Below are 23267 nucleotides of genomic sequence, written 5' to 3'. Positions count from 1 at the left end.
GTGCCCCAGACCTTTTCACGCAAACAGTTTCTCCTGACCGTGGCGCTGCTAGGCGCCAGCCTGGCCCTGCCGGCCGCGGCCGACAGCTTCCCCAATCGCCCGCTCAAGCTGGTCGTGCCTTTCTCGCCCGGCGGCAACACCGATGTCGTGGCACGCCTGGTCGGCCAGGGTCTGGCCGAGGCCCTGGGCCAGCCGGTCGTGGTGGAAAACGTCCCCGGCGCCAACGGAGCCATCGGAGCCAGCCGCGTCGCAGCCGCCGCCAATGACGGCTACACGCTGCTGTTCGGCACGGCAGGCACGCAGGCCATCAATCCCAGCCTGTACCGCAATCTCAGCGAGAAAAGCCTGGACGACTTCGAGTACGTAGCTCTGGTGACCTCGATTCCCAATGTGCTGGTGATCAACGAATCAAAAACACCGGTCAAATCGGTGGCCGAGCTGGTGAGCTACGCGCGCGAGCGCCGCACCGGCATGAGCTATGGCTCGCCGGGCATGGGCTCCACCGTGCATCTCTCGGGCGAGCTGCTCAAGAGCGCCGCCAAACTGGACCTGGTTCACGCACCTTACAAGGGCAGCGCTCCGGCACTGACTGATCTGATCGGCGGCCAGATCGATTTCATCTTCGAGAACATCACGCCGGCACTACCCTTCATCCAGGGCGGCAAGCTCAAGGCGCTGGCCGTGACCTCGGCCGAGCGTCTGCCGCAGCTGCCCCAGGTCCCGACCATGAAGGAAAGCGGCTTTCCGTCCTTTGTCACCGCCACCTGGAACGGCGTGCTGGCCCCCAAGGGGACACCACGCGCCGTGGTCCAGCGACTTGAAGCCGCCACGCTCAAGGTGGCCAGCAGCCCCGAGTTCAAGGCCAGAGTCGCGGCCCTGGGCGGCGAGCCCCGCCTGCTCGGCTCGACCGCCTTCCGCGACTTCACGCGCACCGAGTACAAGCACTGGGGCAGCATCATCCAGGCCGCCAAGCTCGAAAAGCAGTGAGCTCGGCGGGCACGCAGACGCTATAGCCGGTGCGTGCGGTCACCCTGCACAAAGCCCAGCGGCGTCCAGGGCTCCACGCCCTTGGACAGGGCAACGACCTTGAACAGCTCGCCCATCTCGTGCTCCATGACCAGCTTGGAGGCCATGGATCTGGCCTTGATGCCGACCGCATCGAGCTTGGGTGCAAGTCCGCAGTTGATGAGAAAGTGCGCCTGATTGGTATAGCCCAGCACGTCGAAGCCCGCATCCTGGGCCGCCACGGCCGTGCCCGTGAAATTGACGTGGGCCGTGATGTCCTTGAGGCCGACCAGCACCAGAGGGTCGTTGTCCACCTGATGCTGGTAGTGGCAGACCAGGGTCCCCATATGGCGCTGCTCGTGGTAGTACTCGCTCTCGCCAAAACCGTAATCGATAAAGAAGGCGGCACCGCGAATCAGGCGCTCGCCCAGGGTGTGGATAAATGCCTCGCCCTGGCGGTGGATTTCGGTCAGAAAATCATGCGGGCCACCGATATCCACAGGCGGGCGCAGTTCGGTGGGACGGTCTTCCCAGGCAAAAGCCGCCTCATCGCCGCCTGCGCCGAGCACCACGCCGCGCTCATGCCATTGGCCTGCGGTGCGCTGCAGCAGTTGCACCGGCATGGCATCCAGCACCTCGTTGCCGATGATCACGCCTTCCATGGCTTCGGGCAGCGCATCCACCCAGCGCACCAGATGTTCGTACTTGGCCAGCGCCAGCTTCTGGCGCGCGCGCAGCGTTCCCGAGAGATCGACGATGGTGTAGCGCTCTGGCAACGCACCCTGAGCCGCCAGCTCGTCGAGGATCTGCAGCGCCAGCGCGCCGGTTCCCGCGCCAAACTCCCAGATCTCGCGGGTATTCGTTTTTTGTAGCGCCTCCCGTAACTGGGACGCCACCAGCTGGCCAAAAATAGGCGAAATCTCCGGCGCCGTCACAAAGTCGCTGCCCGACTCCGGCATGGCACCGAACTTGGCCGTTTCATTGGCGTAATAGCCCAGGCCCGGCGCATAGAGCGCCAGCTCCATGAAACGGTCGAAAGGCAGCCAGCCGCCCACGGCGGCAATCTCCTTGGCAATGCGGGATTGCAAGGCGCTCGTTAAACTTGAGGGTTCTGTCGTCACAACCCGCATTTTCCACGAATGTCCTCACCCGCCCGACCACGCACAGTATTGGTGACCGGTTCCGCCCGTCGCCTTGGACGTGACATGGCCCTGGCCCTGGCCCGCGCGGGCTGGCAAGTGGCTGTGCACTATCGCGACTCCCGCGAGCAAGCCATGCAGACCGTGGCTTCCTGCGCGCAGTTGTCGGGCGACAGCGCGGCTTTTGACGCGGACTTCTTTGACGAGGAGTCGGTGCGCTCGCTGGTGCCGCGTGTGGTGGAGCGCTTTGGCCGCATCGACGCCGTGGTCAATAACGCTTCGCTGTTCGAGCATGACGATGCCCAGAGCTTCAGCTATGTGGCGCTGGAAGCGCACCTGCGCAGCAACACGGGTGCGCCCATATTGCTGTCCCAGGCTCTGCACGCCCATGTGCAGGAGCGCGTGGCGGCGGGCGAAGAGTCGGCCCAGGGCGCCGTGGTCAATGTGCTGGACCAGAAGCTCTGGAACCAGAACCCCGATTTCCTGAGCTACACCCTCTCCAAGGCGGCTCTGGAAGCCGCCAACACCATGCTGGCCCTGGCGCTGGCTCCACGCGTGCGCGTGGTGGGCGTGGCGCCGGGCCTGACACTGACCAGCCATATGCTGAGCCAGGAAAAGTTCGAGGCCCTGCACGCCATGAGCCCGCTGGGACGCTCCTCCTCGTCCGAGGACATTGCCGCCGCCGTGTGCTTTGCACTGGAAAACCGATCCATGACGGGTACCACCATGCTGGTGGACGGCGGCCAACATTTACAGCGCTTCGAGCGCGATTTTTCGATGATGTGAGCCCGTCGAGGCCGCACCCTTTTCCATGACATCCACTTCCGGACAACAGATTCTCACGCTCACCGGGCTGCGCTTCGACGCGAGCCTGGGGATTCTTGCGCATGAGAAACAAGAGCCTCAGCCGATCCAGGTCGACGCCGAACTCAATCTCGGCCCCCAGCCCCTGGCTCCGCGCGATGACGACATCCTCCATGTGCTGGACTACCGCAAGGTGCGCCAGATCATCATCGACGAATGCACCTCAGAGCATGTGAACCTGCTCGAGAGCCTGATCGGCAAGCTGGCCCAGCGCCTGCTGCAGCTGCCCGGCGTGCGCGGCGTGCGTGTGAAAATTGCGAAGCTGGAAATTTTTGACGACTGCGAAGTAGCCATTCGCATCGAAACCGGACAATGGTGAACCCCATGAATGCAGTAAACGACAACCCCTGGATTGCCGAAGAGGCAGAAGCCGCCGATGCTGCGGCCGCAGAGAACGCCAACGGCGAAGAAGCCGCCAAGCCCGGCAAGATCAAGATCGAGCGCGAACAGATCAAGCTCGAGAAGCGCCTGTGCCGCGAAGTGGGCAAGGCCATCCTCGACTACAACATGATCGAGGAAGGCGACAAGGTCATGGTCTGCATGTCCGGCGGCAAGGACAGCTACACCCTGCTCGACATTCTGCGCAAGCTGCAAAAGCGTGCACCCGTGAAGTTCGACATCGTGGCCGTGAACCTGGACCAGAAGCAGCCCGGCTTCCCCGAGCATGTGCTGCCCGAGTACTTCCAGAGCATCGGTGTGGACTACCACATCGAGAACCAGGACACCTACAGCGTCGTCAAGCGCGTCGTGCCCGAAGGCAAGACCACCTGCGGCCTGTGCTCGCGCCTGCGCCGCGCCATCCTGTACAAGGTGGCCGACCAGCTGGGCTGCACCAAGGTGGCCCTGGGCCATCACCGCGACGACATCGTGCAGACCATGATGCTCAATATGTTCTACGGCGGCCGCATGAAGGGCATGCCGCCCAAGCTGGTCAGCGACGACGGCAAGCATGTGGTGATCCGCCCCCTGTGCTATGTGCCCGAGAAGGACACGACGCGCTGGGCCCAGTACCAGAACTTCCCCATCATTCCCTGCAACCTCTGCGGCAGCCAGGACGGCCTGCAGCGCGTGGCCGTGGGCAATATGCTGCGCGAGTGGGACAAGAAGTTCCCCGGCCGCATCGAGAGCATGTTCCGCGCCATGGGCAATATCGTGACCACGCACATGATGGACCCCCAGCTGCACGACTTCAGGAACGCCAAGGCCACGGGCATTGCCGATCCCAACGGCGACATGGCCTTTGACCATGAAGAGCTGCCAACCATGGCCGCCCTGCCCGGCGGGGTACAAGTGGTACAACTGTCCTGAGCGGACTTTTGAACTAAAACCGGACCCTGCAGTCCAATCAAAGGCCCATCCCATGGGCCTTTGTCGTTCTCAGAGAAATCATCATGAACCTGCGCAAAATCTCCTTACGCTGGATCGGCCTTGCGGCCCTGACTGCGACGGCTCTGCTGGCCGGCTGCAGCACGGTGCGTGAGGTCAACAGCACGGTGCAGAGTTTTTCCGCACTGAACACCATCCCTGTACCGGCCACCTACCGGCTGGAGACCCTGCCCTCGCAACAAGGTCAGGTGAACTTCGCGGCCGTGGAAGCCCAGGCCCAGCATGCGCTGGCCCGCGTCGGCCTGACACGCGATGACTCGCGTGCCAGCCTGGTGGTGCAGATCAGCGCCATGGCCCGCTATGCGCGCGACTGGGCCAGCTGGCCCTATTACGACCCCTACTGGGGCCCGCGCTGGGGCTGGGGCATGAGCTACGGGCGCGGCTTCGGCTGGGGCTTCGGCGGCAGCATGATGTTCAACGAGCCGCCGCTGGAGTATTACCGCGCCGTGAGCATCGTCATGCGCGACATCAAGACCCAGCAGATCGTCTACGAAACCTCGGCCCAGCGCCAGGATGTGTGGACCGACGACCCGGCCATCTTCGGCATTCTGTTTGATGCCGCGCTGACGGGCTTCCCCAAGCCGCCGCAGGGCCCGCGCAATGTGCGCACCGTCATCCAGCCGCCGGCAGCGCAGCCTGCCAGCGGCGCGCCTGCAGCCCCCGCGCAGCCCGCCGCACCGGTCACGCCAGCCACCCCGGCCAACGTGGCACCGGCCACCGTGGCGCCGGCACGTTGATTTGCAATCTTCAACAGTTGCCCGGCCTGCCGCGTGCTAACGTGCAGCTCGCTTTGAACCAGGGCGTCTTCCCTGAGCCCTCGCCATGAAAAGGATGAAGTCATGAAGAAATTTGCTCTCTCCAGCCTGCTTTGCGCCACCGTGGCCGCGGGCGCCTTCAGCGCCCATGCCAGCGGCCTCGGCGACGCCTTGCGCGGTCAACTGGGCGGCGGCGCGGCCGAGAGCAGCTCCAGCGCCTCGGGCCTGGGCGGCATGCTCGGCGGCTCCGGAGGCTCTTCGGCACTGTCGGCCCTGGGCCTGGGCAACCTGAGCTCCGGCACGGCCAGCAATGCCGCCGGTGTCCTCACCTACTGCATGAAGAACAACTACCTCAACGCCGACAAGGCCGCCCAGGTCAAGAATCAGCTGCTGGGCAAGCTGGGCCTGGGCCAGAAGGAAGAACCCAAGGATCAGGGCTACCAGAACGGGCTGATGGGCATGGTCACGGGCGCCGACGGCAAGAGCTTCAGCCTGGACAAGGTCAAGAGCAACCTCAAGGAAAAGGCCTGCGACTTTGTGCTGGACAATGCCAAATCGCTGATCTGACACCGAAAGACATGGCAGCCGGCGCTTGAAGCGCAAGCGCTGCAATAGCTAAAGGCTTGCAACCATGGTTGCAGGCCTTTTTTCTTGCCGGCTGCGCCACGATGCAGGCCGAGCGTCGAAAAGTCTGTAACAACAGACCGGGGTACAGGCACACTTTGTTTGCAAGACAATGACTGTTCAATAAAACAACCTACGCTGAACGAGCCAAGACATGCACGCCACGCGCATCATTGCCATCCGGCACGGAGAGACAACCTGGAATGTCGATGGACGCATCCAGGGGCATCTGGATATCCCCTTGAACGACACCGGCCTGTGGCAGGCCGAACAGGCGGCCCAGGCGCTGGCCGACGAGAGCATTGCCGCCATCTACAGCAGCGACCTGCAGCGTGCCCATGTCACCGCACAGGCGATTGCCCAGAGATCCGGTGCACCTCTGCACACCACCGCAGGCCTGCGCGAGCGCTGCTTCGGCGATTTTCAGGGCCGCACCTTCAAGGATGTGGAAGCCACCCAGCCCGAGGACGCCCAGCTCTGGCGCACACGCAATCCGGCCTATGCCCCGCCCGGAGGTGGCGACTCGCTGCAGGCCTTGCGCGAACGCATCTTTGCCACCGTGGACCGGATTGCACGCCAGCATGAGGGCGAGCAGATCGTGCTGGTCGCCCATGGCGGCGTGATGGATGTGCTCTACCGCCTGGCCACGCGCCAGGATTTCCAGACGCCACGCACCTGGGAGCTGAGCAACTGCGCCATCAATCGCCTGCTCTGGACGCCCGACGGCCTGTCTTTGGTAGGCTGGGCAGATACCGCACACCTTCAGCAAGGCAGCCGAGATGAAGCACATTCCTGAGCATTTGCAGACCCTGGTCGGCCAGGCCGTCAAACGCATAGACACGCCCGCGCTGGTCATAGACCTGGACGCCATGGACCGCAATATCGAGCGCATGGCCCGCTTTGCCCAGCAGCATGGCGTGCTCTGGCGCCCGCATGCCAAGCTGCACAAAAGCGCTCATATCGCCCATCTGCTCGAGCATGCCGGCGCCTGCGGCCACTGCGTGCAGAAAGTCAGCGAGGCCGAGGCACTGGCCCAGGGCGGCATCACCAATATCTTCATCAGCAACGAAGTCATCTCCCAAACCAAGCTGGTGCGCGTGGCGGCTCTGGCCAAGGCACTGAATGCCCAGGGCGGACGACTGGCCCTGGCCGTCGATTGCGAGGAAGGCATCACGCGGCTGGCGCGGGCCCTGCAAGATGCGCAGGCAGGCGATGCAGCCATGGATGTGCTGGTGGAAATCAATGTCGGCCAGAACCGCTGCGGCGCAGAGCCCGGCGAAGCCGCCCTGGTTCTGGCACAGGCGATTGCAGCCCAGCCCGTGCTGCGCTTTGCGGGCCTGCAGGCTTATCACGGCGGCGCCCAGCATCTGCGCAGCGCCGAGGAGCGCAAGACCGCCATCGAGCAGGTGCTCAAGCTCGTCAACCGCACGCGCCATGAGTTCGACCGCGCCGGCCTGACCATTCCGCTGATCACGGGTGCCGGTACGGGCACCATGGTCAACGAGGCTGCCAGCGGCATCTATGGCGAAATCCAGCCCGGCTCCTTCCTCTTCATGGACGCCGACTACGCGGCCAACCAGCGCGATGCGGCCCAGCCCCTGTTCGAGCATGCGCTCTACGTCAAGACCCAGGTCATGTCGCTCAGCGGCGATCACGCCGTCTGCGACGCCGGCCACAAGGCCCATGCCATAGACTCCGGCCTGCCCAGGCTGCATGCGCTGGCGCCCGAGAACGCACTGCGCTTTGCCAACGGCGGCGACGAGCATGGCGTGCTGCACCCCGATGCCGACGCGGGCAACCACAGCGGCTGGCTGCCCGCGCTGGGCGAGAGCCTGTGGCTGATTCCCGGCCACTGCGACCCCACGGTCAATCTGCACGACCATCTGATCGGCGTGCGCGGCGGCCGGCTCAAGGGCGTGGTCGAGCGCATCTTCACCGTCGACGGGCGCGGTGCGCTGACCTGATTCGCTCCTGCTCCGGGCCTTGATTGCTATATAAACAAGAGCTTACAACGCATTTCTTAAAATAATTTCAAGGCATAAACAGCATGAAACTCATATATGAAAGGCGCCAGAAGCTCTCTTTTTATGAGCATTCAGGCCACCAGCCGTCGGCACGGCGCTCCATGCGCGGGCAGTCGTAGGCCGCGACCACGGGGATGGCGCTGCCATCGGCACGCACCAATTTCTGCTGCCACTGCGTGCCCTGGCGCATGGCCACGGCAATGGCGGTCACGTTGGCGCCGCAACGCTCCAGCAGTTTGAGGCCGGACACCATGGTCGTGCCCGAACTCACGGCATCGTCCACCACCAGCACGCGCTTGCCAGTGATCAGACTCAGCTGATTGGGGTCGATATAGAGCAGCTTGCCCTTGCCCGGCGTGGTGATGGAGCTGACGGGCTCGCAGAGCTCGTCGCGATACCAGTACTTGCGCGAGTAACCCAGCGGCACATAGCGGCTGCGGCCCAGGTGGCGCGCCACCAGCGGCGCAAAGGCCAGGCCCAGCGTGGGCAGACCGACAACCACATCGAAGTCGTGCGCCCCGGCGCCTTGCGCCATGTGCAACGCCAGTTGCTCAACCACTTCAATGGAAGCCTGGTTGGCAATCAGCGACGCCACGCAGCGGTCGGGGGCGGAGCCGTCGGCCGTGGGCATGCCGCGCAGCGGCAGCAGCAGATAGCGGCCGTCGGGCAATCGGGCCGGATAGCTCTTCGCATAGGGCGGCAGCGGCGACTGGCTCAGCTCGGCCTCGGTGGCGGTGGCTTGCCAGTAGTCGGTCGTGGTATCGAAGCCGGGCAGATCCTGGCCGGAGAGGTTGATTTCACTCATACAAAACTCAGTCGCGGCCCAGATAGCTCTCGGCCAGCTTCACCCAAAACGAGGCAGTGACGGGCAGCAGGTTGTCGTTGAAGTCATAGGCCGCGCTGTGCACCATGCAGCCGCCCTCGCCCATGCCGTTGCCGACGATGAAATAGTTGCCCGGCACGGAATTGAGCATGATGGCGAAGTCGTCGCTGGCCTGCAGCGGCTGCAGATCGGGAATCAACCATGCTTCGCCGAGGAATTCGCGGGCCACACCGACTGCGAAATCGGTAGCCGCCTTGTCGTTCATGACGGGCGGATAACGCCATTTGTAGTCCACCTCGGCCGTGGCGCGGTGCACTGCGGCCTGGGCATGGGCCATGGCCGTGATGCGCTCGCGCAGCTGCTGACGCACCTCGGGGCAGCGCGCGCGAATGGTCACGCGCAGCTCGCAGGTTTCCGGAATCACATTGGGCGCATCGCCCGCATGGATGGCACCGATGGTGACCACGGCCATGTCGTTGGGGTCGATCTCGCGCGAGCGTATGGTCTGCAAAGCCAGCACCAGATGCGAAGCCACGACGATGGGGTCCACGGCCACATGGGGCATGGCGCCATGGCCGCCCTTGCCGCGGATGGTGATGATGGCCGTGTCCGAGCTGGAATACATCACGCCCGAGCGAAAGCCGAACTGCCCGGCCGGGTAGCCAGGCTCGTTGTGAAACGCATAGAGCGCATCACAGGGAAACAGCTCGAACAGGCCCTGCTCCACCATCTTCTGCGCGCCGCCATGGCCTTCCTCGGCGGGCTGAAAGATCAGATGGAGCGTGCCCTGGAGCTGTTCCTTGCGCGCGGCCAGCACCCTGGCTGCGGCCAGCAGCGTGGCCGTGTGCCCGTCGTGGCCGCAGGCATGCATCTTGCCGTCGTGACGGCTGGCATAGGGCAGGCCCGTGGCTTCACGGATAGGCAGCGCATCCATGTCGGCGCGCAGGCCAAGACGTTTGCCGATGTGCTTGCCATTCGGGTGGTCGCAGCAGCGCAGCGTCCCCACCACGCCGGTGTCGCCCAGGCCGCGATGGACCTCGTAGCCCCATTCGGCCAGCCTGGCCGCCACGATATCGCCGGTGCGATGCTCTTCGTAGGCCAGCTCGGGATGGGCATGCAGATCGTGACGCAGGACCAGCATTTCCTGCGCAATGGCTGCCACTTCGGGCAGCACGGGCGGATGGATTTCGGCGTGGACAGGGTTCAGCGGCGCAGCCATGGCTTATTCCGCCTGGATGTTGGCCGACTTCACGATCTGGGCATAGCCGGCTTTTTCCTTCTTCAGGAACTGGACGAAGCTGGCCTGGGTGCCGGAGCCGGGCGTGGCGCCGCCGTCTTCCAGGCGCTTGCGCACATCGGGCATCTTGAGCACGGCATCGAGTTCGGTAGCCAGGCGCGTGACCACGGCCTGAGGCGTCTTGGCGGGCACGAACAGCCCCGTCCAGGTGTTGAGGTCAAAGCCCTTGAGTTCGGCCGTCTCGCCAAAGGTGGGCACGGCGTGGATGGCATCGATGCGCTTGGCCGATGTCACACCCAGACCTTCGAGCTTTTTCTGCTGGATCATGGGCACGGCGCTCACGGTGGTGAGCATGCCCACATCGACCTGACCGCCCATCACGTCGCTGGTGATCTGGGCACCGCCGCGGTAGGGCACATGCACCAGCTTGATCTTGGCACGCTCCTGCAGCATTTCCATGGCCAGATGCAGCATGGTGCCCACGCCCGAAGTGGCGTAGGTCAGCGATCCAGGCTTGGAACGCGCCAGCGCAATCAGCTCGTTGAGATTGTGCGCCGGCAGGCCGGGACGGGCCACGGCGACCACGGGGGCGATGGTGGTCAGCCCCACAGGGGTCAGATCCTTTTCTGCGTCGTACTTGACGGCGGAATTCACCAGCTGGGCAATGCTGATGGGGCCGTCAAAGCCCATGAGCAAGGTGTAGCCGTCGGCCGGTGCCTTGACGGCCTTGCTCACCCCGAGCACACCGCCGGCGCCAGGCACGTTGTCCACCACGATGGACTGGTGCAGGCGCTCGCCCAGCTTCTGGCCGATCAGACGTGCCGTGGTGTCCACATTGCCACCGGCGCTGAACGGCACGATCAGCGTGATGGGCTTGGTGGCGGGCCAGGCATCGGCGGCGGCAAAAACGGGAGCGGAAAAACCGGCCGCAGCCATCAGGGCGGCGGTCGCGACAAGAGAGCGGCGTGGTATGGACATGTACAGGCAGCAGTGGGTCACGAGCACCTTGCCGCAGCATGCGGACGGCAGAGTGCCCGTGCAGGCCGGCGGGTCAAGACAGCTTGCCGACCGGGGAGATGCGCGAAATTATCGGCTCGCTTCTCGCGAAATCTCATAAATAAAACTACTTAGCAATCGATGCTTACCCCTGGAAACCTCTGATCCACAACCTCAAAGCACTGCCTGTCGGGCCATCAAGGCACCGGCGGTCTCGGCTACCAGGGTCGCCACCGCCTTGCCTGCCAGAGTGAAAGGACGCTGACTGCTGGTAGCCAGCACCACATGCTGACGAAATACCCGCTCCGCCAGCGGAACGGCGGCGAGGCTGCCACAGGCCAGCTCCTCGCTGACGGCATGGCGCGGCAGCAGCGTGGCGCAGTCGTGCCGAGCCAGCATGCTCTTGAGGATCACCGAGGAGCTGGCCTCCAGGATCACGTTCAGGCGCACTCCATGTCGGCCTGCGTGCTCATCGAGCAGGTTGCGGATGGCGTTGGGAGGCACCGGCAGCACCAGCGGCAGGCGCTCGAGCGTCTGCAGGGCCATGCTGACCGGCAGGGCCGTATCCGCCGGCGCCAGCATGCGCTGCAGCACACGCTGGCGACCCACCACGCAGATCTGCGCATCGGCAAGCTTGCGGTAGCTGTTGCTGCCTCTGGCCCGGTAGCGGTTCAGGATCGCCATGTCGATGCGGCCCTGGCTCAGCGCCACCTCCATGTCTCCGCTATAGCCCTCTATGACGCGCAGCCGGATCTCGGGAAAGCGCTGCGCCACCTCGCCATACAGTGCCGCAGCCATGAAGCCGGCCACACCCGGCACCAGGCCCAGCGTAACCAGGCCGCTGGGCACACCGGTCAGCTCCTTGCCCAGGCGCACCAGCGCCTCGGCCTCGGACAGCAAAGCCGAAACGCGCGGCAGCATCTGCTCGGCCAGTGCCGTGGGCTTGACGCCGCGTCCCGTGCGATAGAAGAGCGCGCCACCCAGCGCGCGCTCCAGTTCGGCGATCTGCCGGCTCACGGCCGACTGCGCCAGTCCACGCTCGACGGCCGCGCGTGTCAGGCTGCCGCCCTGGATCGCGGCGGCCAGCGTCCTCAGCGACTTCAGTGTCAGCAACTCCAGGGCTTCGGTGGCGTGGGTCATGGCAGCTTCTGCATCCATCTGAAAGCGAGATATCTGATTCTCATATTTCTGGTTGGCTCGCGGCTAGCTGTTTTCTACATTGACCTTCAGGAGACATGCACACCATGAACGGACCTCTCACCGGACTGCGCGTCCTGGACATCGCCACCATCATTGCCGCGCCCTCGGCTGCGGCCCTCCTTGCCGACTACGGCGCCAGCGTCGTCAAGGCCGAGCTGCCCGGCGCAGGCGACGGCATGCGCGACTTCCCACCGCACAAGGACGGCAAGCCTCTGTGGTGGAAAGTGACCAACCGCGGCAAACGCCTGGTCACGCTCGACCTGCGCAAGCCCGAGGGCGCCGCGCTGCTGCTGCGCATGCTGCCCCAGTTCGATGTGCTGATCGAGAACTTCCGCCCCGGCACGCTGGACCGCTGGGGCCTGACCAAAGAGGCCTTGTGGCAGGCCCAGCCCAGCCTGGTGATACTGCGCACCACGGGCTTCGGCCAGAGCGGCCCCTACCGCGACCGGCCGGGCTTTGCACGCTTGTTCGAAGCCATGGGCGGCCTGACCTACATCAGCGGCGAAGCCCAGGGAGCGCCCATGCACTCAGGCTACCCACTGGCCGACAACGTCGGCGGACTGTTCGGCGCAGTAGGCGTGCTGGCTGCGCTGTGGCGCCGCTCCCGCGACCCGCAGGCCCCGGGCGAGGAAATCGACCTATCGCTGACCGAGGCCACGCTCAAGCTGCTCGAGTTCCTGCCCATCCAGCACGAGCAGCTAGGCACCGTGTATCAGCGTTCGGGCAATGCCAACCAGTACTCTGCACCGGCCGCGGTCTACCGCACTGCAGACGGGCAATGGGTATCGCTGTCGGGCAGCACCAATGCCATGTTTGCCAACAACTGCCGCGCCATAGGCCGGCCCGAGCTGATAGACGAGCCATGCTTCGCCAACAACCGTAACCGCGTGCAGCATGCCCAGGAGCTGAACGGCATCTTCGCGGCCTGGTGCGCAGCACATCCGCTGGCGGCGGTACTGGCCGCCTTCGAAGCGGCGCAGGGCACCATCGCCCCGGTCTACGGCATTGACCAGATCGAGGCCGACCCGCACATGCGCGCTCGCCAGGCCCTTTGCGACGTGCCCGACCGGGACTTCGGCAGCGTGCGCATGGCCAATGTCGTGCCGCGGTTTGCCCGATCGCCCGGCAGCATCCGCCACGCCGGCGGTTCACTGGGGCAGGACAACGAAGCGTTCTACCAGGGCGAGCTGGCAATGCCTGCCGCCGAACTGGCCCGCCTGCGCGAGGCAGGCGTCATCTGAGGCAGATCTGAAACAAAGGAGACCCCATGTCGATTCCCGAACCCCACCACCCGCTTGTGCGCCTGTCGCCCGATGAAGCCGCTCTGCTTGAGCGCGTGAAAACTCTGGTGGCCGAGCGCATCGGCCCGGACGCCGACCGCGTAGCGCAGCAGGACGTCTTCGCCTGGGATACCTTCCGGCTGCTATGTCGCGAAGGCATAGTCGCCACCGCGTTCCCGCGCGCGCACGGCGGCAGCGAGGCGTCGATGATGCTGCGCGTGCGCATCATCGAGGAAGTAGCGTCCGTGTGTTCGACGGCCGCTTCGCTGGTCACAGGCACCGACCTGTCCTCGCGCCCCATCGTGGCCGGCGGCAGCGAAGCGCTGCGCAGCGCGCTGATCCCCGACCTGGCCAGCGGCGCACGCCAGTCAGCCTTCGCACTGACCGAACCCGGCGCAGGCAGCGACGTGTCGCGGCTGGGAGCCCACTATGCGCCGGCGCCGCAGGGCGGCTGGACGCTCAATGGCCAGAAGAAGTTCATCACGCGCGCCAACGTAGCCGACATGTTCGTGGTGGTGGCGCGCCAGGCCGACGGACCCGGCGGCGGCCGCGGACTGAGCGCCTTCGTCGTGCCGCGCGACACGCCCGGCATCACGGTATCGCCGGTGATTCCCAAGCTGGGCTGGTACGGCGTGCCGATTGCGCTGGTCAGCTTCGACGACGTGCACATCGCGCCGGAGCACCTGCTCGGCAAGGAAGGCGAAGGCATGGCGCTGGCTCAGGACACATTGCTGCGCGCACGTATCGGCCACGCTGCGATCGCGCTGGGCCGCGCCGCAGGTGCGCTGCAGATTGCCGCCCAGTACGCCAACCAGCGCCAGGTCTTCGGGCAGCCGGTGGGTGCGCACCAGGGCATCCAGTGGATGGTGGCCGAGATGGCGGCCCAGATCGAGGCCGCACGCTGCCTGGTCTACAGCACCGCGCAGCGCTACGACGCGGGCGATGCCGACGTGGCCATCCATGCATCGATCGCCAAGCTGCATGCCACCGACCTGTGCATGCGCATCGTGGTCGACTGCCTGCAACTGCTGGGCGGCAACGGCTACCTCAAGGCCTTCCCGCTGGAGCGCTTCCTGCGCGACGCCAAGATGAACCAGATCGGCGAAGGTACCAGCGAGATTCACAAGACGCTGATCGGCCGCCATGTGCTGCGGCGCGCCGCCGCGCTGCCGCAGCACCCTTGCCTGGACATGGAGCCGGAGCTGTGGACATGAGCAATGCACTGACCAACGACCTCTGCCGCCGGCTGGGCATACTCCTGCCCATCTTTGGTCTGGCCCACCGCATCGAAGTGGCCGCAGCGATCTCACGGGCCGGCGGGCTGGGCGTCTATGCCGCCGCGCGTGACGGCCCGCACGAGCTGCAGAAGAAGCTGCGCCAGCTGCGCGAACTGTGCCCGGACCACCCGGTGGGCGTGGACCTGCTGCTGCCCACCGGCCTGCCCGAACACGACGACCGCGTAGCCGTGGCTGCCGCGCTGCCGCAGGAGCACAGGGATTTCGTGCAGGGCCTGTTCAGGCAATACGACGTGCCGCCGGCCACCGAGGGCAACTTCTTCTCGCAATACGTACGCTCGCAAAGCCTGTTCGAGGAACAGGTGGACGCCATTGCGGGTAGCGATATCGATGTATTTGCCGCCGGCGTCGGCACGCCGGTGGAGGCGCTGACACGCATCAAGGCGCGCGGCCTGCACACCATCGCCCTGGTCGGCAGCGTGCGCCATGCGCAGAAGGCGATCGCAGCCGGGGCCGACATCCTGGTGGCCCAGGGCTATGACGCGGGCGGCCACACAGGGCCCATCGGCACCTTCACGCTGGTGCCGCAGATCGTGGCGGCAGCCGAGGGCCGGCCAGTCATCGCGGCCGGCGGCATCGGTACCGGGGCACAGGTGGCGGCCTCGCTGGCCCTGGGCGCGCAGGGTGCCTGGCTGGGCACGCTATGGCTGGGCACGCGCGAGCACGAGATGCCGCAGGCGCTGGCGAAGAAGCTGATCGCGGCCGACAGCGAAGACACGGTGATCACGCGCGCCCACAGCGGCAAGCCCTGCCGCGTGCTGCGCAGCGCGTTCAGCGACGCCTGGGCACAGCCCGGAGCACCCGAGCCACTGTCCATGCCCTACCAGCAGGCTCTCACCGGCGATCTGCTGGCGGCGGTGGAACAGCACCAGATCGGGCCGCTGATGTACGAGGCCGCGGGGCAGAGCGTGCACTGGCTGCGCGGAATCGAGCCCGTGGCCGCCGTGATGGACCGCCTGGTGACCGAGACACGCCAGGCCCTGCAATCAATGGCGGGTTACATCGCCTAGAACCGGAGAGACAAGCATGGACCGTCGGCAATTCCACCTTCACCTGTTGCTGGCCGGCCTGGTGCCCGGCATGGCCCGCGCCGGCATCGCGCCGAGCCCGGACGGCTACCCCGATCGACCGATCCGCATCGTGGTGCCCTACCCCGCAGGCGGCGTCGTCGACGTGGTGCTGCGCGCCGTCTGCGACCCGCTGTCCAACGCACTGCCGCAACGCATCGTGATCGAGAACCGTCCCGGTGCCGATGGTCGCATCGGCCTGGATGCAGTGGCCAAGGCCCCGACCGATGGCTACACGCTGCTGGGCGTAGCGCCGATCCTCGCGGTGGGCGAGCACCTGATGCCCGAGATGAAGGCGCGCAGCAAGGACTTCGTGGGAGTGTGCGGCGTGGCCGCGCCGCCGACGGTGTTCGTGGTGCACGACACGGTGCCTGCCAGGACGCTGAAGGAGTTCGTCGCGCTGGCTGCCGCCAGACCGGGCGAGTTCAACGCAGCCAACCCCGGCACCGGCAGCTCCATCCACCTGGCACAGGAACTGTTCTTCGAGCGCACCGGCATCCGCTTGACCAACGTGAGCTACAAGGGCCAGCCGCCGGCGCTGCTGGACCTGGGCTCCGGCCTGCTGCAGTTCGCGCTGATCTCGCAGAGTCTGGTGCTGCCGCTGATCCAGTCCGGCAAGGTACGGGCTCTGGCTGTCAACGCCGCAGCGCGCACGCGCTCGCTGCCCGAGGTGCCCACCATCGCACAGGCCGGCTATCCCGATATCCTGGTGCAGTCCTGGTACGGCATTGCCGCACCGGCGAAGACGCCCACACCGGTGGTCGAGTGGCTGAGCCAGCAGTTCCAGCGCGCGCTGGCGATGCCTGAAGTGCGCGCGCGGCTGGCAGCCACCGATGCGGAAATCCTGGCGCTGGATGCGGCACGCTTCACCGAGCTTATCGCCGTGGAGACCAGGCGCTGGGGTGCGTTGATCCACAAGCGCGGCATACGGTTGTGAGCGCCTGCGCCAAGAGCCGCAACTAGGGAAGATGCGAGGCGCCGTGCGCCACGCCCTGCCCACAATCGATGACCATGCTCTCCCCCAGCCAAGTCATCGTTTTGGCCACGCCGGTCTTTTTCGCACTGATTGCCGTGGAATGGATCATCAGCCTCAGACGCGGGCGCAATGCCTATGCGCTGGCCGATGCCATCAGCTCGCTGAACCTGGGCATCCTGAGCCAGACCAGCGCCGTCTTCACCAAGCTGCTGACGCTGGGCATCTACACCGTCGTGGCCAGCCATGTGGCTCTGATCGAGGCCGATGCCTTCTGGCTCAGCCTGCCGGGCTGGCTGCTGGCCCTGCTGTTCTACGACCTCTGCTACTACTGGCTGCACCGCATGGGCCACGAAGTGGGCGTGCTCTGGGCCGCCCATGCCGTGCACCACCAAAGCCAGGCCTACAACCTCTCCACCGCGCTACGCCAGACCAGCTCCGGCGCGCTGCTGGGCTGGATCTTCTACCTGCCCATGGCCTTGGCAGGCGTGCCGCCACTGGTGTTTGCCGTGGTCGGGCTGATCGACCTGCTCTACCAGTTCTGGGTGCATACCGAGCAGGTCAGGAAGCTGGGCTGGTTCGACCGCTGGTTCTGCGCGCCCAGCAATCACCGCGTGCACCATGCCGTCAACGAGCGCTATCTGGACCGGAACTACGGCGGCATTCTCATCGTCTGGGACCGGCTCTTCGGCACTTACAAGACCGAGGACGACGAGGAGCCCTGCGTCTACGGCACACGCGGCCTGCTCAAGAGCTGGGACCCGCTCTGGGCCAACTTCAGCGTCTACCGCCAGCTGGCGCATGACAGCTGGCATGCACGCAGCTGGCTGGACAAGCTTCGCGTCTGGTTCAAGCCGCCGGGCTGGCGGCCAGCCGATGTGGCTCAGCGATTTCCCAGGCCCGTCTTCGATCTGGACGAGCACCGAATCATCTATTCGCCTCCCATGAGCACTGCGCTGCGCTGGTTTGCCGGCCTGCAGTTTGCAGCACTGGTTGCGGGCACCTCGGTCTTTCTCTGGCATGCCGACCAGTCACCGCTGGCCGCCAATCTGATCTGGTTCGGCGTGCTCCTCACTGGGCAATGGGCTCTGGGCGCTGCCATGCAGGGACGCATCAGTCTGTGGCTGGCACTGATGCTGCAAAGCGGCGCACTGGCCACGGCCACGGCAGCGCTCGGTCTGCAGCAATGGCATTGGCTGTTCAAGCCTACCACCATGGCTTTTGCTCTTATATACATAGCTTCCTGCGCAATTCAGACAATGAAATCAATGCAAAACCTGCCTCAAAAGCATGTTCAACTGCTGCTGGCAGCTATTGTTTTTTCCATGGCTGGCGATGTCTTCCTGATGCTGGACGGACAGCTGCCATCCAGTCTGTTCATTCCCGGTCTGGTCAGCTTTTTGCTGGCCCATGTCTGCTACGTTGCGCTATTCAAGTTCGATATGCCCTGGTTTGCCGACCGCCGCGCTCTACTGCTGGTGGCTGCGATCGGCGCAGCCATGTATGTCTTTCTCTGGACCCATGGCCTGCCTGCCGCCCTGCGTCTGCCCGTGGCCGCCTATGTCGGCGTCATCGCCTTGATGGCGACGCAGGCCTGGGGACGCTACCAACTCCTGCAAAGCCGTCCCGCACTACTGACCGCACTGGGCGCCAGCTTTTTCATGCTCAGCGACTCCATCCTGGCCATCAATCGTTTTGTGCAGCCGCTGCCCTGGTCGTCGGTGAGCGTGCTCGGCAGCTATTACACCGCACAGGCCCTGATCGTCTGGGGCTGTGTGCGCCAATGGGCCGAGCCTGCAAGCCGCCAGGCCCAGCCGCAATTGCAACTGAAAACCACCTAGGGTTGACCCTGAACCCGGTCTGGGCCGATAATTGCCAGATCGCAATTTCAGGAGTCCCCCGTGGACAGTGCCAGTTCAACCAGTGACAAACAGCGCGCCGCAATGGCTTCGCTGCAGGCTGACTGACCGACTCCCGTGATGGGGGCGGCCATGTCGGTCGGCTCTCATCCATTGCTGCGTTTCCCCTTGGATCCTTGCGCCCGGCCGGCGCATCAGGGTCATGGCGCGTGCCTACAGCATGCCGCTCATGCACCTCAGACTCCAGGCGCTGCTTTTCACTGACCGCGTGCCTGTGGCTGCCTTGATGCTGCCCCTGCTCACGCCGCTTGACGGCCCTGCTTCACGGCGGTCCTCCTGGTTCGCCAAGGAGAAAGCCATGACCACACCGTTCGTTCGCCCCGCCATGCATCGCCTGCAGCCTGCTGCGGCCGCACCTCGCCCTGGCGCCGCCGGCCCGTGCATGGCTGCGCCCCAGGCACAGATGCAGGCACAGGCCCCATCTGCCATGGAGCATGCCATGCACCTGGACCTACAGACCAGCTGGCCCACGCACCGCATCCGCAGCTTCCTGAGCCTGCAGCCACGCTGAGCGCGCGCAGCCGCCCTCCCCGCCCATCCGTCAGAAAGGAGTTCCGCCATGGACCCTGATCCGAGTCGATCTTGCCCTGACTTCGCCCCTGATGTCCGGCCGCGCACGCCTGCGGCCTGTCCATTCCTTCCCAAGGCCCCGGCCGGGAGGCCCGTGCACGTCCATTGACGGACAAGTGCCGGGCTTCTTTCGGCCGCAATGAAAGAAGCCCGCCATGCAACACATCATCACCCCGCTGCGCGCCACTCCCGCCGCTCCCGCCACTCCCGCCACTCCCGCCGCCCCACGCGCCAGCACGTCCCGCACCAGCACACTACAGCTGGCACTGCAAGCCGCCATTGCGGCACGCCACACCGGACAACTGCACACCCTGCTGCAGCAGCACGGTCCCGACCTCTTCGCCCATGCCCTCGTGGCGCTCACGCAGCGCCAGCAGGCCGACGTTCTGTCCCTGCTGGCGGCGCAGGAGCGCGCCGAGGTGTACCGCCATCTGCCCGTCCATGCCCGGCGCCAATGGCTGCAGTCGGCCACCGTGGCCCGCCTGCCACTGCGCCGCCGCCTGCTGTGCGCCTGCCAGCGCAACTGGCACTGGCTGCGCACCACCCTTCGTTCGAGCCAGGCCTGAGCCACCGGGGAGGTCGCCATGAAAAACCTCAAGCACCTGTTCCAGGCCTTTCTGCGCAGCCGCCACGCCCTGGGGCTGTTTCGGCGCAACGCCCTGCCCTCGGGCACGGCTGTGCACCGCTCGGTGTCTCCCGCCCTCACGCGGGAGTTGCTGCGCGCCTCGCGCGACGACATCGCCACCGTGCTGGCGCGCACCGGCTCCAGCGAGGACGGATTGACGCGCGAGCAGGCCCGTGCTGCGCTCACGCGCTTCGGTCCCAACGAGGTGGAGCACGAAAAGCCCCTGCCCGCCTGGCTGCACCTGTGGTACTGCTACCGCAACCCCTTCAACCTGCTGCTGACGCTGCTGGCCGTGGTCTCTTATGTCACCGAGGACATGAAGGCCACGGTGGTCATCGCCTCCATGGTGCTGCTATCCACGCTGCTGCGCTTTGTGCAGGAAGGCCGCTCCAACCGCGCCGCCGCGCGGCTCAAGGCCATGGTCAGCAGCACGGCCACGGTGCTGCGCCGCAACGGCGGCCCCCATCTGCCAGCCGACGCCGAGGCCCCCGACGCCCAGCACAGCGGCTTCGGCCAGCAGGCGCGTCGCTACGAGGTGCCGCTGTGCGAGGTCGTGCCCGGCGACTTCGTGGTGCTGTCGGCCGGCGACATGATTCCCGCCGACTGCCGCGTGCTCAGCGCCAAGGACCTGTTCGTGAGCCAGTCCGCCATGACCGGCGAATCCTTGCCTGTGGAAAAGCGCGCCGACGCGGGAGCCTCGAATGGCGCAGGCGTGCTCGATGCCAGCAACCTGCTGTTCATGGGCACCAACGTGGTCTCGGGCACGGCGCTGGCCGTGGTTCTGAGCACGGGCAACCGCAGCTACTTCGGCACCATCGCCACGAGGGTCACGTCCAATGAGCGTGCGCCCACGGCCTTCGAGACCGGCGTCAACAGCGTCAGCTGGCTGCTGATCCGCTTCGCGGCCGTGATGGTGCCCGTGGTGCTGCTCATCAACGGCTACACCAAGGGCGACTGGGCCGAGGCCTTCCTGTTCGCGCTGTCCGTGGCCGTGGGCCTGACGCCCGAGATGCTGCCCATGATCGTCACCTCCACGCTGGCCAAGGGCGCCGTGGTGCTGTCGCGCCGCAAGGTCGTGGTCAAGCGGCTGGACGCCATCCAGAACTTCGGCGCCATGGACGTGCTGTGCACCGACAAGACCGGCACGCTGACCCAGGACCGCATCGTGCTGGAACGTCACACCGACGCCTTTGGCCAGCCCTGCGACGAGACGCTGCGCTTTGCCTTCCTCAACAGCCACTACCAGACCGGCCTGAAGAACCTGCTGGACCGGGCCGTGCTCGAGCATGTGGAACTGCACACCCAGATGCGCGTGGCCGAGGACTACCGCAAGGTGGACGAAATCCCCTTCGACTTCGAACGCCGCCGCATGTCCGTGGTGGTGGCCGAGCGCAACCACCACCACGAGCTGATCTGCAAGGGCGCGGTCGAGGAAATCCTGGGCGCCTGCACCCACCTGCGCGAGGGCGACAGCACACGTCCGCTGGACGAGGAGCAGTTGGCCCGCGTGCGCCGCGTGACGCGCGAGCTCAACCGAGAGGGCCTGCGCGTGGTCGCTGTGGCCATGAAAGAAGTGCCACCGCAGAAGAGCGACTACGGCGTGGCCGACGAGTCGGAGCTGACCCTGATCGGCTACATCGCCTTCCTGGACCCACCGAAGGAAACCACGGCCGAGGCGCTGGCCGCCCTGGCCGCGCACGGCGTGGCCGTCAAACTGCTGACCGGCGACAACGAGCTGGTGGCCGCCAAGGTCTGCCGCGATGTGGGCCTGCCCGCAGACCACATCATCCTGGGCACACAGATCGAGCACATGAGCGACGAGAAGCTGCGCCAGACAGTGGAGCAGTTCCAGCTGTTCGCCAAGCTCACGCCGCTGCACAAGGAGCGCGTCGTGCACGCGCTGCGCGCCAACGGCCACATCACGGGCTTCATGGGTGACGGCATCAACGACGCCCCGGCCCTGCGTGCGGCCGACATCGGCATCAGCGTGGACAGCGCCGTGGACATCGCCAAGGAAGCCGCCGACATCATCCTGCTGGAGAAAAGCCTGATGGTGCTGGAACAGGGCGTGATCGAGGGCCGGCGCACCTTCAGCAACATGCTGAAATACATCCGCATGACGGCCAGCTCCAACTTCGGCAACGTGTTCTCGGTGATGGTGGCCTCGGCCTTCATCCCCTTCCTGCCCATGCTGCCGCTGCACCTGCTGGTGCAGAACCTGCTGTACGACCTCTCGCAGATCGCCATCCCCTTCGACAACGTGGACGACGAGCTGGTGCGCCAGCCGCTGCGCTGGAACCCTCAGGACCTGGGTCGCTTCATGCTCTTCTTCGGGCCCATCAGCTCGCTGTTCGACATCCTGACCTTCGCGCTGATGTGGTTTGTCTTCGCGGCCAACACGCCCGAGCAGCAGACGCTGTTCCAGTCGGGCTGGTTCGTCATCGGGCTGCTCACGCAGACGCTGATCGTGCACATGATCCGCACGCCCAGGATCCCCTTCCTGCAAAGCCGCCCGTCCTGGCCGCTGCTGCTGGCCACGGCGGCCGTGATGGCGGCTGGCATCTTCCTGCCGATGGGGCCGCTGGCCGGCTACTTCAAGCTGGAGGCGCTGCCGCCGGCCTACTTCCCGTGGATGATTGCCATATTGCTGGGATACGCTTGTCTGGCCACGCTGCTCAAGCGCGTCTACATCCGCCGCTACGGCTGGCAGTGATGCCCCCTTCAACACATTCACCAGGAAAGCCCGGAACCCCATGCAGGCCCTCCAGAACTTCAACCCCGGCGCCATGCTGGACACCTTCGTCAGCCTGACCACGGCCTTCGTGTTCGGCGCCCTCATCGGCCTGGAGCGCCAGGTGCGCCAGCGCACGGCGGGGCTGCGCACCAACACCCTGGTTGCCGTGGGCGCGGCCGTCTTCGTTGACCTGGCCGTGCGCCTGGGCGGGGCCGAGGGCGCCACGCGCGTGGTGGCCTACGTGGTCTCCGGCGTGGGCTTTCTGGGTGCGGGCGCCATCATGAAGGAAGGGGCCAACATCACCGGGCTGAACACGGCGGCCACGCTCTGGGGCTCCGCCGCCGTGGGCGCCTGCGCGGGCGCCAGCCTGGTGGCCGAGGCCGGCCTGGCCACGCTGTTCGTGCTGGCCAGCAACACCTTGCTGCGTCCCGTGGTCAACCGCATCAACCGCCGCCCGGTGAATGACGAATCGACGGAATCGACCTACTACGTCTATGCCATCTGCCACCGGGGGGCTCAGGGCGATGTACGCGAGCAGATGCTGGAGTTGCTGGAGAACGCCAGCTACCCCGTGCGCGGCGTGGAAACCCATGCCTTCGGCCCGCAGGACACCGAGATCGAGGCCATGCTCTACGCCACCTCGGTGGACTCCGACGAGCTGGACAGCGTGATAGCCGCCATCGAGGCCCTGCCCGGCGTGCTCCAGGCCTTCTGGAACGCCGGCACGGAGGAATGAGCCGACAGGCCTGCG

General features: G+C 65.8%; 22 protein-coding genes. 17 read left to right on the top strand and 5 right to left on the bottom strand.

Annotation, left to right across the window (positions count from 1 at the left end):
- The gene (locus tag EIC84_RS09730; protein WP_003067976.1) at positions 1-987 is read left to right on the top strand and encodes a tripartite tricarboxylate transporter substrate binding protein; all 987 of its coding nucleotides are present in this window, start codon (positions 1-3) and stop codon (positions 985-987) included.
- Between the two features lie 20 nt (positions 988-1007).
- Here EIC84_RS09730 and EIC84_RS09725 read toward each other — a convergent pair whose 3' ends face one another.
- On the bottom strand, positions 1008-2135 hold the full coding sequence (locus EIC84_RS09725; protein ID WP_171832547.1) for a class I SAM-dependent methyltransferase: 1128 nt from the start codon (positions 2133-2135) through the stop codon (positions 1008-1010).
- 9 nt (positions 2136-2144) lie between these two features.
- Between EIC84_RS09725 and EIC84_RS09720 the strand changes: the two genes are divergently transcribed.
- The 7 genes from EIC84_RS09720 (at position 2145) to EIC84_RS09690 (ending at position 7737) form a co-directional block, all read left to right on the top strand.
- On the top strand, positions 2145-2930 hold the full coding sequence (locus tag EIC84_RS09720; protein ID WP_003067974.1) for an SDR family oxidoreductase: 786 nt from the start codon (positions 2145-2147) through the stop codon (positions 2928-2930).
- Positions 2931-2955: 25 nt separating this feature from the next.
- Positions 2956-3327 (top strand): dihydroneopterin aldolase, encoded by a 372-nt coding sequence (locus EIC84_RS09715; RefSeq protein ID WP_003050921.1) that lies wholly within the window; start codon positions 2956-2958, stop codon positions 3325-3327.
- Entirely contained in the window at positions 3321-4316 is a 996-nt protein-coding gene (gene ttcA, locus EIC84_RS09710) for a tRNA 2-thiocytidine(32) synthetase TtcA (RefSeq protein WP_003067973.1), read from the top strand. Before EIC84_RS09715 ends, ttcA begins: the two co-directional genes overlap by 7 nt.
- A gap of 83 nt (positions 4317-4399) precedes the next feature.
- Positions 4400-5131 (top strand): DUF4136 domain-containing protein, encoded by a 732-nt coding sequence (locus EIC84_RS09705; protein ID WP_134737309.1) that lies wholly within the window; start codon positions 4400-4402, stop codon positions 5129-5131.
- A 102-nt stretch (positions 5132-5233) separates the two neighbouring features.
- Entirely contained in the window at positions 5234-5716 is a 483-nt protein-coding gene (locus EIC84_RS09700) for a DUF2501 domain-containing protein (protein ID WP_003068777.1), read from the top strand.
- A 211-nt stretch (positions 5717-5927) separates the two neighbouring features.
- The gene (locus EIC84_RS09695; RefSeq protein WP_003068775.1) at positions 5928-6569 is read left to right on the top strand and encodes a histidine phosphatase family protein; all 642 of its coding nucleotides are present in this window, start codon (positions 5928-5930) and stop codon (positions 6567-6569) included.
- Positions 6553-7737 carry a DSD1 family PLP-dependent enzyme gene (locus EIC84_RS09690; RefSeq protein ID WP_003068773.1) on the top strand — a complete coding sequence of 395 codons (1185 nt, stop codon included), beginning with the start codon at positions 6553-6555 and terminating at the stop codon, positions 7735-7737. The genes EIC84_RS09695 and EIC84_RS09690 overlap by 17 nt, the downstream gene beginning before the upstream one ends.
- A gap of 121 nt (positions 7738-7858) precedes the next feature.
- Here the strand turns inward: EIC84_RS09690 and EIC84_RS09685 are convergent, their stop codons facing one another.
- The 4 genes from EIC84_RS09685 to EIC84_RS09670 all read right to left on the bottom strand — a co-directional run bounded on the left by EIC84_RS09685 (position 7859) and on the right by EIC84_RS09670 (position 11993).
- Positions 7859-8602, bottom strand: a complete 744-nt coding sequence (locus EIC84_RS09685; protein ID WP_003068771.1) for a phosphoribosyltransferase — start codon at positions 8600-8602, stop codon at positions 7859-7861.
- 7 nt (positions 8603-8609) lie between these two features.
- Positions 8610-9839, bottom strand: a complete 1230-nt coding sequence (locus EIC84_RS09680) for a M20 aminoacylase family protein (RefSeq protein WP_003068769.1) — start codon at positions 9837-9839, stop codon at positions 8610-8612.
- A 3-nt stretch (positions 9840-9842) separates the two neighbouring features.
- Positions 9843-10835: a tripartite tricarboxylate transporter substrate binding protein gene (locus tag EIC84_RS09675; protein ID WP_034362878.1), complete on the bottom strand. Its 993-nt coding sequence runs from the start codon at positions 10833-10835 to the stop codon at positions 9843-9845.
- Positions 10836-11027: 192 nt separating this feature from the next.
- On the bottom strand, positions 11028-11993 hold the full coding sequence (locus EIC84_RS09670) for a LysR family transcriptional regulator (RefSeq protein WP_237704505.1): 966 nt from the start codon (positions 11991-11993) through the stop codon (positions 11028-11030).
- Positions 11994-12097: 104 nt separating this feature from the next.
- On the opposite strand from EIC84_RS09670, the gene EIC84_RS09665 reads away from it, so the two are divergent.
- The 9 genes from EIC84_RS09665 to EIC84_RS09625 all read left to right on the top strand — a co-directional run bounded on the left by EIC84_RS09665 (position 12098) and on the right by EIC84_RS09625 (position 23252).
- The gene (locus EIC84_RS09665; protein ID WP_003068761.1) at positions 12098-13294 is read left to right on the top strand and encodes a CaiB/BaiF CoA-transferase family protein; all 1197 of its coding nucleotides are present in this window, start codon (positions 12098-12100) and stop codon (positions 13292-13294) included.
- A 26-nt stretch (positions 13295-13320) separates the two neighbouring features.
- A complete protein-coding gene (locus EIC84_RS09660) occupies positions 13321-14547 on the top strand; it encodes an acyl-CoA dehydrogenase family protein (protein WP_003068759.1) in 1227 nt (408 codons plus the stop codon).
- Positions 14544-15638, top strand: coding sequence for a nitronate monooxygenase family protein (locus EIC84_RS09655; protein ID WP_003068756.1), 1095 nt, complete (start codon positions 14544-14546; stop codon positions 15636-15638). The genes EIC84_RS09660 and EIC84_RS09655 overlap by 4 nt, the downstream gene beginning before the upstream one ends.
- 16 nt (positions 15639-15654) lie before the next feature.
- Positions 15655-16632, top strand: a complete 978-nt coding sequence (locus EIC84_RS09650; RefSeq protein ID WP_003068754.1) for a tripartite tricarboxylate transporter substrate binding protein — start codon at positions 15655-15657, stop codon at positions 16630-16632.
- Positions 16633-16706: 74 nt separating this feature from the next.
- Positions 16707-18509 carry a lysoplasmalogenase family protein gene (locus EIC84_RS09645; RefSeq protein WP_034362934.1) on the top strand — a complete coding sequence of 601 codons (1803 nt, stop codon included), beginning with the start codon at positions 16707-16709 and terminating at the stop codon, positions 18507-18509.
- A gap of 376 nt (positions 18510-18885) precedes the next feature.
- On the top strand, positions 18886-19098 hold the full coding sequence (locus EIC84_RS09640; protein WP_034362932.1) for a hypothetical protein: 213 nt from the start codon (positions 18886-18888) through the stop codon (positions 19096-19098).
- Between the two features lie 214 nt (positions 19099-19312).
- Positions 19313-19723: a hypothetical protein gene (locus tag EIC84_RS09635; protein WP_003068747.1), complete on the top strand. Its 411-nt coding sequence runs from the start codon at positions 19313-19315 to the stop codon at positions 19721-19723.
- 18 nt (positions 19724-19741) lie between these two features.
- Entirely contained in the window at positions 19742-22495 is a 2754-nt protein-coding gene (gene mgtA / locus EIC84_RS09630; protein ID WP_003068745.1) for a magnesium-translocating P-type ATPase, read from the top strand.
- 40 nt (positions 22496-22535) lie between these two features.
- Positions 22536-23252 (top strand): MgtC/SapB family protein, encoded by a 717-nt coding sequence (locus tag EIC84_RS09625; RefSeq protein WP_003068744.1) that lies wholly within the window; start codon positions 22536-22538, stop codon positions 23250-23252.
- The last annotated feature ends 15 nt before the right edge of the window (positions 23253-23267 follow it).

Source organism: Comamonas sp. A23, from assembly GCF_004522605.1.
Classification (GTDB): domain Bacteria; phylum Pseudomonadota; class Gammaproteobacteria; order Burkholderiales; family Burkholderiaceae_C; genus Comamonas; species Comamonas thiooxydans.
The sequence above is the reverse complement of the archived record's forward strand: the minus strand, read 5'-3'. Positions and strand labels throughout refer to the sequence as shown.